The sequence below is a fragment of the Methylobacterium sp. J-043 genome, from assembly GCF_022829505.1.
Taxonomy (GTDB): domain Bacteria; phylum Pseudomonadota; class Alphaproteobacteria; order Rhizobiales; family Beijerinckiaceae; genus Methylobacterium; species Methylobacterium extorquens_A.
The window spans coordinates 60759-73636 of the sequence record NZ_JAKSYB010000075.1; the positions used below are offsets into that span (position 1 = coordinate 60759).

Below are 12878 nucleotides of genomic sequence, written 5' to 3' on the forward strand. Positions count from 1 at the left end.
CCGGGCTAATTGAGAGGACCGGCATCATCACCACGGACCTGATGCGTCTCGAAACGTCTCAGCGCGCCTTGATCGGTAGGGATCGGGAGCGCAGTCGGCCGCTGACAAACGCCCTGGACCACTGCAACCGCCGCCACGGACGGGGGAGCGTGGTTCTGGCATCGTCCGGTTGGGTTAAGGCCCGACCATGGTTCACTAAGTTCGATATACGTTCGCCCCGCTACACGACGCGAATCAATGAACTTCCCACGATCCGACAACCACGCGTGGAAAATGCTTTTGCAACGCGGGACCTACATACATCAATCACGCTTTATGATCATTCGATACAATCAATGAGCCACGCAATGTCACTGGTAGTGCGCCATGGGGATTCGCCGATCGCGCCATCATTGATGATGCTTAGTTTGAGTTTTGTGCGAGTGAACGATGCTAGTTGCAGCGATATCACTAGCTACGGGGGCCCTTATCGGGCGGACGTATCAGACAAACACCCTAATCCTTGCATCCATCGCCATCGCTAGCATATGGATTACGGCGTCGATTATACGCTGGTCATTTTCGTTGGTTGATGTGCTGTTGTTCTTGTCATACTTATCAGCACTTCAAGGGGGTTTTCTTATAGGCGCCTACCTACAGACGAGGTATGAAGAATCAAAAGTTGATTAGAAAAGTATTATGCGACCTTCGATGTAAGACGCCAGTCCACACAGTGTTAACGAAAGCATGATCGAAGCGACACCACCGATGAGTCGCGCCCGTTGGATATCCATGACGTTGTGTCGTTCCCGTCCATATTGTGCGCAACCTATCTGCGGGGAAATTGTCGGAATTGTGTTATCCAGCGCAGGTTATATTGATTTATAATTCCAACTACGGGACAAATTTGCTTTTTATTTCAAGTTAAGATCTGTGGGATTGAATTCTTTCAGATGGCGCGGTGGGACGAACGCTTTCCGATCCGCGGGAACATGTGGGGAGGGCAAAAAACGCCCCGTCGTTGTCTCTATCACGTTGCGTCAGACGACAGTTTGTCGGTCGGGCAATAGCAACAACTGTTGTACGATTCCTCCCGATCAGCCGGTAGACCGAAGCTTGGCTAACCCCGAGTTCCTTGGCGATGGCGGTTTCGCCCATGCCGGATGCTGCCAGCTCCCTCACACGAGTTGCGTCGATGGAAGGCTTGCGGCCCTTGAACGCCCCTTCGGCTTTGGCCTTCGCGATACCCTCCATCTGACGCTCGCGCCCTATGGCATTCTCGAACGCAGCGAAGACCCCAAGCATCTGTGGGAAGCAGCGACCGGCAGGCGTTGACGTCTCGATGGGTTGCTCAATGGCGACAAGAACCACTCCCGCAGCCTCCATCCGCTTTACGATACCAGACAGGGCAGCGATGGAGCGTGCAAGGCGGTCTATGCGGGTGACGACGCTAACCTGACCGGTATATTGGACCGAGCCGATTGAGCGACTGTCTTGCTGGTCAAGCGGGTTGCCATGGCGTTCCGTCTCTCAGGATGGCTCCGCGCGTAGCAGCGCAAGTCGTCATGTGGTCGTCAAGCCGGCATCGCCCCCCATGCGATGGCATCGTACCACCGGCTGTGCGGCTCCGACCGCAACAGCCAGTTGGTGGCTGTCCTCGTCATGCAAGGCAGCCGCCGGCTTCACTGTCCCATCCGGGGACATCCGGTGGCGCCCTCGCCTCGGGCCGGGGAGGAGGGAGCCCGGCAGGGCGGCGCCGTCCACCACCCCCGCTCGAGATCGTCCCGAAACCGGGACTGCGAACCGTGTTTCGGCGTCGAGGGCGGCTCTTTTCCGTCCTGCCAACCAATCAGCGCATTGACCCCGCGAGACGCAAGATCTAAGCGCAATTTTATTGCCGAAAGATCCCGATCTAAAATGCCTAAATGACTGAAGCGTAAGCAGTTTCGGCTGAAAAATGTTGCAGATCTGGCACAGCCGCACACGATCATGAGAGAAAAATAATCCGACCAGCAAATAACCCGTCTCGATGGATTGTCGGCGTCGCAGGTTCCCCGCATGTTCGGACCGTGACCGAAAGCAGAGTTAGAGCAAGGCAGCGTTGAGGCCGCAGGCGCTCCTGAAATGGAGCCCATCTCTCTGCATTCCGTCGCCGAATGATCGCCCGGCGCATAACTGAAGACAAAAGCGCCCGCTCAAAACGGGAGGGATGAACTATGGCTTTGCCGATCACTTTCAACAATACGACGTATTCTGCCGGCTTCCTCGGAACCGACGACGGTGGTGCATCTGGAAATTTTCAGGTCGATACCGCTTCGACCTATTCCGTGAGCGTAAGCGGCACCATCAACGTTGTAGGCGATCCAGTAACGCTGACCTATGGAGCCGATGCTCCAGCTGGTTTTGCCGGAACGTCCATTCAGTTGACCTCGACGCAGTTCGACAATTCTGGCCAGATCCTGTTCGTGAGCAGGGCCATCCCGCCCGGTGAGACGGCGGCCGGCAACTACCGCTACCTTCTCTCGAACACGCAGGTAGTCGGCTCGAACCCGCCTGCGGGCTCCACCCGGACACGCTTCCTCGCCGACGGCAACAACACGCTCGGCGATTACAACGTCCAGGCCGCGCCCTGCTTCACCACCGGCACGCTCATCCGCACCGCCCGCGGCGAGGTGGCGGTCGAGGATCTGACCGTCGGCGATCTCGCCGTGACGGCCTCCGGCACGCTGCGTCCCATCACTTGGATCGGCAACCGCGCCCTTGATGCCAAGAGCGAGGCGCTGCCCCACAACGAGCAGCCCATCCGGATCCGCGCAGGCGCCTTCGGCCCCGGCCTCCCGGCGCGCGATCTGCGCCTCTCGCACGGCCATCCGGTGCTCGTCGGCGCCGATGCCAACGGCGAGGGCGGCGTGCTGGTGCCCGTGATGTGCCTGATCAACGGCACCTCCATCGTCCGCGAGCCGGCGACGCAGGTGACCTACTGGCATGTCGAGCTGGATGCGCACGACATCCTGCTCGCCGAAGGTCTGGCCGCCGAGAGCTACTACGACATGGGCAGCCGCGTGTGGTTCGCCGGCGAGGACGGCATGCTGACGGATCCGAACTTCGTGCCGGCCGGCGAGCACGGCCGCTGCCGCCCGGTGGCGGTGGACGGTGCCTTCGTCGAGCGGGAGCGTGCACGGCTCGACGGCGTCTTTGCCGCGGAGCTTGATGGGCACAGCGCCTGGACCGACATGCCGGCGTGGCTCGCCGCGTAATCCTTCGACGGCGTTGACGTTGCGAGCGCCCCTGCCGGGTTCGGCAGGGGCGCTTTCGTGCGACGCGCCGACATCCGCGCAGGAGCCCCAAACCGTAAGGACACCGGTGGGGTGCGGGCCCAGCGAATTCGGAACGCTCCGGCGTTTCGTGCTCGGATCCCGATCGGGATGATGTTCCGGGCGAGCGGCCATCCCCTGCCGCCTGCCGCCCGCGTCACCTCGCTTCGGCAAGACGCTCGGCAAGACGCGTGGCCAAACTGACCAGCGCCTCATCCTGCCCGTGCGCCGCGATCGCCGAGAGGCCGATCGGGCAGCCGTGTGAGGTCGCGAGCGGCAGCGAAAGTTGAGGCAGGCCAGCATGCCCGGCGAGGCAGAGCATCCGATGGGCGCGGTCGCGGATGTCGTCGCGCTCGGCTTCCGATGAGTCGAGGCGCGGAGCGATATCCGGAGCGGTCGGCAAGACGAGAAGGGTTCCGGGCACGACGAGCCGGCTCATACGCGCCCGAACCTCGTCGCGGACCGCCTGCGCTCGCGCCACGACGTCCGCATCGAGATGCTCCCCTTCCTCGATATGCTCCCGGATATCCGTTCCGAAGGATGGGTCGGTCCGCTGAATCCAGTCGCGGTGCGTGGTCCATGCCTCCCGCGCTTGGATCGTTCGAAAAGCGTCGCGCCACACGGGGGCGTCCCCGTCGGCGACCGTGACGTGCTCGACCCGTCGCACGCGGGCGGCGAGCCGCTCGACGGCCGGGCTCAGGGCCGCACGGATCGCGGGCGAGGCCAGGGCGAACAGGTCGTCCGCGATCACCAGCCGCTCGGTCGGCGCCACCTCGCCCGCAGCGCCGAGCATGACTTCGGAGACCGCCCGAAGAACCTGCGGATCGCGTGCGAACCAGCCGATGGTGTCGAAGCTCGGGGCCAGCGGAACCACGCCCTCCGACGGAATGCGGCCATGGGTGGGGCGTATCCCGTAGAGGCCGCAGAAGCTGGCCGGCAGGCGTACCGACCCGCCCGTATCGGTGCCGATGGCGAAATCGCACAACCCGGCGGCAGTCGCGGCGGCCGATCCCGACGACGAGCCGCCCGGTATCCGCCCCGGGGCGGCGACGTTGACGGGCGTGCCGTGATGCGCGTTCTCGCCGTCGAGATCCCAGGCGAGTTCGTCGGTGATCGTCTTTCCGACGAGCCTTGCACCCGCATCGAGCAATCGGGCGACGCTCGGCGCGGTTCGCTCCGGCACCGCGTGCGTCCGGCGCCAGTCCGGGTTGCCCGCCCCGGTTGGCACGCCCGCGACGTCGAGCAGGTCCTTCACCCCGAAGGTCATTCCGCTCAAGCGGCCGTCGGAGGCGTGGCGGGACGCAATCTCGCAATCCGTCACGAAGGCGTTGATGGGTGTGGATGTCATCGTTGATCCGGGCCGGCAGCGGGTTCGGAAGAGCCGAACCGCTGCGGAGGTTGCGAAGGAGGGGCGAGCCTCGATGTCTCTCACAACACGCCCGCCGCGCTGTCGTGCCCGGAGAGGAAGCGGCCCGCGACCGGAAGTCTCGTGAGGCACCGAACGAGGACGCGATCGCGCCGGCTGGGTTCCTCTCGCTCTTCCCTTTCACCGAATCTCCGCCTCTCGCCGAATATCCGGTAGCAGGGGCATTCCACGGGCGAGGCCGACCGGCGGTGTTCGGCCGGAGCCGGGGTGCCGCACGCGTGCAGGACCTATATGAAGGCCATCCCTCGTACGGAGATGGCCATGGACCTCGACGTTTCGCTTCACATCGCCGGCCGCTGGCGTCCCGGTGGCGGCGGCGAGACCCTGGCCGTTCTCAACCCGGCCACGGGCGAGGCGATCGGCCGGGTCGCGGTCGCGACGCGAGCGGACCTCGATGAGGCGCTGGAGGCGGCCGAGCGGGGCTTTGCCGCCTGGCGGCGGGTCTCCGCCTTCAACCGGTCCAGGGTGCTGCGCCGGGCCGCCGCGCTGCTGCGCGAGCGCGCGGAAGACATCGCCCGCACCATGACCGTCGAGCAGGGCAAGCCGCTCGCCGAGTCGCGGGTCGAGACCGGGGTGGCCGCCGACATCATCGAGTGGTTCGCCGAAGAGGGCCGGCGCGCCTACGGCCGGGTCATCCCCGCCCGCGCCGAGGGCGTGCTGCAGATCGTCACCCGCGAGCCGGTCGGGCCGGTGGCGGCCTTCACGCCCTGGAACTTCCCGATCAATCAGGCGGTGCGCAAGCTCTCGGCGGCGCTCTGCACCGGCTGCCCCGTGATCCTCAAGGGGCCGGAGGATACCCCGGCCTCCTGCGCAGAACTGGTGCGCGCCTTCCTCGACGCGGGCGTACCGGGCGACGCGCTCGCGTTGGTCTACGGCGATCCGGCCGAGATTTCCGGCTATCTCATCCCGCATCCGGTGATCCGCAAGATCACCTTCACCGGCTCGACCTCGGTCGGAAAGCAGCTCGCGGCGCTCGCGGGCCAGCACATGAAGCGGGCGACGATGGAACTCGGCGGCCATGCCCCGGCGATCGTGTTCGATGATGCCGACATCGAGACCGCCGTGCGGGTGCTGTCCGCCAACAAGTACCGCAACGCCGGCCAGGTCTGCGTCGCCCCGACCCGCTTCCTCGTGCAGGAGGGTGTGTACGACCGCTTCGTCGACGGCTTCGTGGCTGCTTCGAAAGCGCTCAAGGTCGGCGACGGCCTCGATCCCGAGACGCAGATGGGCCCGCTCGTCCACGGCCGTCGGGTGGAGGCGATGGAGGCGTTCGTGGCCGATGCCGAAGCCAAGGGCGCGCGCCTCCTCACCGGCGGCAGCCGCATCGGCAATCGCGGTCACTTCTTCGAGCCGACCGTTTTCGCCGACGTGCCGCTGGAGGCCCGGATCATGAACGAGGAGCCGTTCGGGCCGATCGCGGCGATCCGGCGCTTCTCCGATGAAGCGGAGGCGCTCACCGAGGCCAACCGTCTGCCCTACGGGCTGGCGGCCTACGCCTATACCCGCTCCGGCACCCGGGCGAACCGGGTCGGGGCGGGGGTCGAGGCAGGTATGATCTCGATCAACCATCACGGCATCGCGCTGCCCGAGACGCCCTTCGGCGGCGTGAAGGATTCCGGCTACGGCAGCGAGGGCGGCTCGGAGGCGATCGAGGCCTATCTCACGACGAAGTTCGTGACGCAGGCCAACGCCTGACCGGGCCGGGTGCGCCGTGGCCCGCCGCCCCGGCCGCCGCGTCACCCGTTAAGCCCGCCTTCCACGACGTCCGGTCACCCGTCGTCGCCCCTACAGGAGCGGCGGCGCAGCGGGCGTTGTGTGAGACGCGTGGCGTCCGCCAAGCCGATAGAGCGCGACTTATGATACGGTTTCCGCTTGATCCAAGCGGGGACCGGATCAGCAAGCCCGCGCGGCGACTGAGCGAAGCTCAAATCCGCCATCCCGAAGGGATCAACCGGATTTGGCATGAGAGGGGTGAAACTGTCCTGATCCACAGCCCCACTTGAGCAAACGAAACTTTTTCTAGGGTTCGGGAGTTTTAGCCCTCACGAACTCAAGAAAAGGACAGCTTGATTCAAGCGAGCTGCTCCCAGGGAAGCGCTCGCATGCTGTATCCTCTTTACGAGGCCGGCCATCTCATGCTCGCACCGATGCGCTTGGCGGTGGAAGCCACCAAGCTTGCCTGCGAGAACCCGTTCAATCCCTTCGCCTACGCCCCGCAGAGCCGGACCATGGCCGCGGGCTGCGAGATGTTCGAGCGTGTCACCCGCGTCTACGCCAAGCCGGCTTTCGGGCTCGGCGTGCCGGAACGCATCGTCTGGAAGCGCCCGTTCTGCCGCGTCGTCGCCTTTGGCGAGCCTTCCCCGGAGCTGGATGCTAAGCCGAAGCTGCTGATCGTCGCACCGATGTCGGGCCATTACGCCACGCTGCTGCGGGGCACGGTCGAGGCGTTCCTCCCCAGCCATCAGGTCTTCATCACCGATTGGTCCGACGCCCGTCAGGTGCCGGCCAGCGCCGGCCGGTTCGGCCTCGACGACTACATCGATACCTGTATCGCCCTGTTCGCGGCGCTCGGGCCGGATCTCCACGTCGCGGCCGTGTGCCAGCCCTCCGTGCCGGTGCTCGCTGCCATCGCCCGCATGGAGGCGGAGGATCACCCGCTCACGCCGCGCTCGGCCGTGCTGATGGGCGGTCCGGTCGATACCCGCCGCTCGCCGACCGCCGTCAACACCATGGCCGAGGAAAAGGGCTTCGCGTGGTTCGAGCGGCACTGCATCCACACTGTGCCGGGCGGATATCCAGGCGCGGGCCGCGCGGTCTATCCGGGCTTCTTGCAACTCGCCGGCTTCATGGGGATGAATCTCGAGCGCCACCGGGACGCCCACCACGCGATGTTCGACCATCTCGTGCGCGGCGATGGCGACTCGGCCGCCCGCCACCGCGCCTTCTACGACGAGTACCTCGCGGTCATGGACCTGACCGCCGAGTTCTACCTCGAGACAATCGAGCGGGTCTTCATCCGTCACGATCTGCCGCGCGGCACCCTGCGCCATCGCGGTGAGCCCGTCGATCTTAGCGCGATCCGCCGATGCCACCTGATGGCCGTGGAGGGCGAGAAGGACGACATCACCGGACTTGGCCAGACCAGGGCGGCGCTCGACCTCGCGGTGAACCTGCCCGAGGCGGCCAAGACCTACCACATGCAGCCGGGCGCCGGGCATTACGGCATCTTCAACGGCTCGCGTTTCCGCCAGGACATCGTGCCGCTGGTGCGCGGCTTCATGGAGCGCAGCCTGCGGCTCGCCGCGCCGCGTCCGGCACCGGTCGTGCCGGCACCGGAACCAAACCCGATCCTCCTGCGCCAGGCCCCCGTCATGCAGTCTCCGCGCGCTGTGTCCGCCCGCGCCATCGTGCTGCCCGAGCCCATGGTCGATCGGCAGGATCGACCGGACGCGATCCCGCAGCGGATCGCCCTGTAACCGGTGCTCCCAACCGTTCTCCAACACCCACCCGTCGAAGCGGCCGCCGATCCCCTCGGCGGCCGCTTTGCCGTGGAAGGGACGCTGCGATCCCGCCGCGTTTGACCCGACCTCGCGCAAGAATTATGCATTCAAAAAGCCATGCGCTCGTACAGGGTGTGGCGCGGGGAGGGAGGTTCCACTTGGGCGCGAGCGCGAAACCGGCCGAGGCGGCGTCCGAGGCACCGGCCTCCAGCGCGCGTGCGAAGGCCCGCAACGCGGCCGGATTGCCGCGCAAGCTCGCAGAGGTGCTGCAGGGCGAAGCCCGCTTCGACGCCTTCACCCGCGGACGCTACGCGACCGACGCCTCGATCTACCAGATCATGCCGGCGGGCGTGGTCTTCCCCAAGAGTGCCGCCGACATCGCCGCGACATTGAAGGTGGCGGCCGACTACGACGTCCCCGTGATCCTGCGCGGCGGCGGCACCTCGCAGAACGGCCAGCCGATCGGCTCCGGCCTCGTGGTCGATTGCTCGCGCCACTTCAACGGCGTGCTCGCCTACGACGCGGAAGGCGGCACGGTCACGGTCGAGCCCGGCCACGTGCTGGAACGCCTCAACGCCCGGCTGAAGGCGGATGGCTGGTTCTTCCCCGTCGAGCCCTCGACCGCGACCCGCTGCACCATCGGCGGCATGGCCGGCAACAATTCCTGCGGCGCCCGCTCGCTGCGCTACGGCAAGATGAGCGACAACGTGCTCGCTCTGGAGGCGTTGTTCCACGACGGCGCCGCCTTCGGCTTCGGGCTCACCGGCAACGCGGCGAGCGCCGTGACCGGCGGCGCGCGGGCGGAGGATCTGGCTCGACGCATGGTCGCTCTGGCGGAGGCCCACCGCGACGAAATCGAGACGATGTACCCGAAGGTGCAGCGGCGGGTCGGGGGCTACAATCTCGATTCCCTGATCGAACCGCGCCCGAACCTCGCCCACCTCCTCGTCGGCTCGGAGGGGACGCTGGCCGCCACCACTGCGGTGACGCTCAAGCTCTCGCGCCTGCCGGTCCACCGGGCGATGGGCGTGTGCCACTTCCCCTCGTTTCGCGCCGCGATGGAGACGACGAAGGCGATCGTCGGCCTCGACCCCGTGGCGGTCGAACTCGTCGACAACAACGTGCTCGTGCTCGGCGCCGACATCCCGCTGTTCCGCACGACCCTGGCCGACATCACGAAGGGCGCCCCGAACTGCCTGCTGCTGACCGAGTTCGCGGGCGACGACCTCGCCACACTGAAGCGCGACCTGAAGCGCCTCGACCAGTGCATGGCCGATCACGGCTTTCCCGACGCCGTGGTCGAGGTGGTGGAGCCGAACCGTCAGAAGGCGGTCTGGGAGGTGCGCGAGGCCTGCCTCAACATCATGATGTCGATGAAAGGCGACGCCAAGCCGGTATCCTTCATCGAGGATTGCGCCGTCCCCCTGGAGCATCTGGCCGACTACACCGACGCGGTCACCGAGGTGTTCTCGCGGCACGGCACCCGCGGCACGTGGTACGCGCACGCCTCCGTCGGCTGCCTGCATGTGCGCCCGATCCTCGACATGAAGCAGGGCGGCGATGTGCGGAAGATGCGTGCCATCGCCGAGGAGACGGCGGAACTGGTGCGCCGCCACAAGGGCTCCTACTCGGGCGAGCACGGCGACGGCATCTCGCGCTCGGAATTCGTGGAGCCATTGTTCGGCGCAACACTCACACGCGCCTTCGAAAGGGTGAAGGACGGCTTCGACCCCGACAACCGCCTGAACCCGAACAAGATCGTCCGCCCGCTCAAGATGGACGACCGCACGCTGATGCGGTTCGGCCCCGACTATGCCGTGAGCGCCCCGCACAAGACGGCGCTGGATTGGTCGGACTGGGGCGGGTTCGGCCCGGCGGTGGAGATGTGCAACAACAACGGCACCTGCCGGAAGCTCGCCGGCGGCGCGATGTGCCCCTCCTACCGCGCCACCCGCGATGAGCAGCATCTGACCCGCGGACGAGCCAACTCGCTGCGCCTCGCGATCTCGGGCCAGCTCGGGCCGGACGCGTTCCTGTCGCCTGAGATGAAGCGCACGATGGACCTGTGCGTGTCGTGCAAGGCCTGCCGCCGGGAATGCCCGACCGGCGTCGACATGGCCAAGATGAAGGTTGAGTTCCTCCACCACTACCATGCCCGGCACGGCCTGCCGCTGAAGGAGCGGCTGGTCGCCGAGATGCCGCGCTACGCGGGCGTCGCCGCCGCCCTCGCACCCCTGCTCAACCTGCGCAACCGCTATCCGGCGCTCGCCCGGTTCGGTGAGGCCTGGGCCGGCTTTTCGGCCCGTCGCTCGCTGCCGGAATGGCGCCGGCCCTGGCGCGAGACCGGCGAGGTTGCCCACCCGCAGGACGTGGCGGGCGACCACCGCGATCTCGTCCTGTTCGGCGACACCTTCAACCGCGCGTTCGAGCGCGAGAACCTGGAAGCCGCCGAGCGGGTGCTGCGGGCCGCTGGCTACCGCCTGCATCGCGTCGTCGCCCACGGGGGCCGCCGCCCGCTCTGCTGTGGCCGCACCTATCTCGCCTCCGGCCAGACCGACCGGGCGCGGGAGGAAGCCCGGCGCACCCTCGACACGCTGCTGCCCTTCGTGCGGGCCGGCGCCCGCGTGGTCGGCCTGGAGCCCTCCTGCCTCCTCACCTTCCGCGACGAATTCCTGTCGTTGCTGCCGCGCGAGGAGGCGAGCGAACTCGCCGGCCAAGCCTTCCTGTTCGAGGAACTGCTCGCCGCCGATCTCGCGGCGGGCCGCATCAGCCTTCCGCTCGCCGATCAGGGCGGCCGGGTCGCCCACCTGCACGGCCACTGCCACCAGAAGAGCTTCGGGGCGTTTGCGCCGGTGGAGGCGGTGCTGCGCGCGGTACCGGGGCTCGATGTGCGCGTCATCGAATCGAGCTGCTGCGGCATGGCCGGCGCCTTCGGCTACGGTAAGGACACCATCGACGTCTCCCTCGCCATGGCCGAGCTGTCGCTGTTCCCGGCCCTGCGGAAGGCGTCCGCCGCCGACATCGTGGTCGCCGACGGCACGAGTTGCCGCCACCAGATCCACGACGGCCTCGGCCGCGACGCGATCCACGTCGCCCGCGTGCTCGACGCAGCCCTCGTGCCGGCGGGCTGACCGCGGCTCAGGGTCGCCGCTTCGGAACGGAGGCCCTCTCATCCGGTTGTCGCGGCGATCCCCGAACAGGAGCCGTGATGACCGATCCGCTGACGAAGTACCCGCGCCCGCCCTTCGAGACGCCGCCCCAGAGCTTTCCCGGCCAAACGGGTAAGATGGCGCCCGAGCCGGATCACGGTGAGGAGAGCTACAAGGGCTCCGGCCGGCTCACCGGCAAAGCGGCCCTGGTGACGGGCGGCGACAGCGGCATCGGCCGTGCGGTGGCGATCGCCTATGCCCGCGAGGGCGCGGACGTCGCGATCTCGTACCTCCCCGACGAGCAGAAGGACGCGGAGGCCGTCGGGGCCTGGATCGAGCGGGCGGGCCGGCGCGCCCTGCTGCTCCCCGGCGACATCAAGGACGCGGCCTATGCCCGCGAGATCGTCGACCGCACGGTCAGGGAATTCGGTCGGCTCGATATCCTGGTGAACAACGCCGCCTTCCAGCAGCCGAACCAGGGCGTCACCGACATCGACGACGCGATCTTCGAGAAGCACTTCCAGACCAACATCTTCGGCCCGTTCTACGCCACCAAGGCGGCACTCGCGCACCTGAAGCCCGGCGCGTCGGTGATCTTCACCTCCTCGGTCAATTCCAAGCACCCGGTGCCGACCCTGTTCGCCTACAGCGCCACCAAAGGCGCGCTCAGCAACATGGTGCTCGGCCTCGCACAGTTGCTGGCCGAGAAGGGCATCCGCGTGAACGGCGTGCTGCCGGGCCCGATCTGGACCCCGTTCATCCCGGCCGGGATGAGCAAGGAGGCGGTGAAGACCTTCGGCAGCCAAGTGCCGTTCAACCGCCCCGGCCAGCCGGCGGAGCTCGCCTCGGCCTACGTGATGCTGGCGGCCGAAGAGAGCAGCTACACTTCCGGCGCCCTCATTACCGTCGCGGGTGGCATGCCGATCTTCTGAACAACGCTCCGCCGCCTCGATCACGGGGCGGCGGACTTGAACCGGTCAGGGTCCGGCCTCCCGGATCTGGCCGGCCAGAAACACGCCGGCGCGGCGCCACGCCTCGTCGGTATCGCCGCGGAAGTTGAGGTCGCGGGTCAGCAGAGCATGACCGGTGCGGGCATCGGCCACCCGTGCGAAGAGCTGCAAGATGAGCGTGCTGCTTTTGTGGACCACGCCGACGAAGACACGGCTCGCACCGGCCTCCCGCGCCGCCTCGAGGAGGCAGTCCGGCCGCTCGTCCGGACAGCGGCCGCGCAGCGTCGCCGCGGTGACGAGCAGGGTGCGATAGCCCCCGCCCGCGTCGAGATCCTCCGCGAGACCCCGCGCCATCGCCGCGAGTCGTCGAGCGTGCTCGGGCCCTTGGTCGATCGGCTCGCCCGAGGTGTCGAGGAGCTTGAGCGGCAGGATCGCCAGTGTGGGCGGTCGCGGTTCGGCACGCGGAGCCGACAGCAACGCCGCGAGGATGAAACCGGCCGCAGCGAGCCGCCCCGCCGATCTGGTAGAACGCAGTCCGTTCATGCTCACCCCACCTCGGC

General features: G+C 67.1%; 9 protein-coding genes. 6 read left to right on the forward strand and 3 right to left on the reverse strand.

The features are described from left to right. The first annotated feature begins 41 nt into the window (after positions 1-41). Positions 42-524: a DUF4113 domain-containing protein gene (locus MKK50_RS23520; protein WP_499025595.1), complete on the forward strand. Its 483-nt coding sequence runs from the start codon at positions 42-44 to the stop codon at positions 522-524. A 379-nt stretch (positions 525-903) separates the two neighbouring features. Here the strand turns inward: MKK50_RS23520 and MKK50_RS23525 are convergent, their stop codons facing one another. Next, positions 904-1461, reverse strand: coding sequence for a recombinase family protein (locus tag MKK50_RS23525; RefSeq protein ID WP_499025769.1), 558 nt, complete (start codon positions 1459-1461; stop codon positions 904-906). Positions 1462-2195: 734 nt separating this feature from the next. Between MKK50_RS23525 and MKK50_RS23530 the strand changes: the two genes are divergently transcribed. Beyond that, positions 2196-3236, forward strand: a complete 1041-nt coding sequence (locus MKK50_RS23530; RefSeq protein WP_499025597.1) for a Hint domain-containing protein — start codon at positions 2196-2198, stop codon at positions 3234-3236. A 214-nt stretch (positions 3237-3450) separates the two neighbouring features. Here MKK50_RS23530 and MKK50_RS23535 read toward each other — a convergent pair whose 3' ends face one another. Continuing rightward, positions 3451-4641: an amidase gene (locus MKK50_RS23535; protein ID WP_499025598.1), complete on the reverse strand. Its 1191-nt coding sequence runs from the start codon at positions 4639-4641 to the stop codon at positions 3451-3453. 339 nt (positions 4642-4980) lie between these two features. Here MKK50_RS23535 and MKK50_RS23540 point away from each other — a divergent pair, with 339 nt between their 5' ends. From MKK50_RS23540 to MKK50_RS23555, 4 genes are all read left to right on the forward strand, one after another. Beyond that, on the forward strand, positions 4981-6414 hold the full coding sequence (locus tag MKK50_RS23540) for an NAD-dependent succinate-semialdehyde dehydrogenase (RefSeq protein WP_499025599.1): 1434 nt from the start codon (positions 4981-4983) through the stop codon (positions 6412-6414). Between the two features lie 407 nt (positions 6415-6821). Then, the gene (locus MKK50_RS23545; protein WP_499025601.1) at positions 6822-8195 is read left to right on the forward strand and encodes a polyhydroxyalkanoate depolymerase; all 1374 of its coding nucleotides are present in this window, start codon (positions 6822-6824) and stop codon (positions 8193-8195) included. A gap of 182 nt (positions 8196-8377) precedes the next feature. Beyond that, entirely contained in the window at positions 8378-11350 is a 2973-nt protein-coding gene (locus tag MKK50_RS23550) for an FAD-binding and (Fe-S)-binding domain-containing protein (RefSeq protein WP_499025602.1), read from the forward strand. 77 nt (positions 11351-11427) lie between these two features. Beyond that, positions 11428-12300, forward strand: a complete 873-nt coding sequence (locus MKK50_RS23555) for an SDR family oxidoreductase (protein ID WP_499025604.1) — start codon at positions 11428-11430, stop codon at positions 12298-12300. 45 nt (positions 12301-12345) lie between these two features. Here MKK50_RS23555 and MKK50_RS23560 read toward each other — a convergent pair whose 3' ends face one another. Beyond that, positions 12346-12861: a DUF2380 domain-containing protein gene (locus MKK50_RS23560; protein WP_499025605.1), complete on the reverse strand. Its 516-nt coding sequence runs from the start codon at positions 12859-12861 to the stop codon at positions 12346-12348. Between the last annotated feature and the right edge of the window lie 17 nt (positions 12862-12878).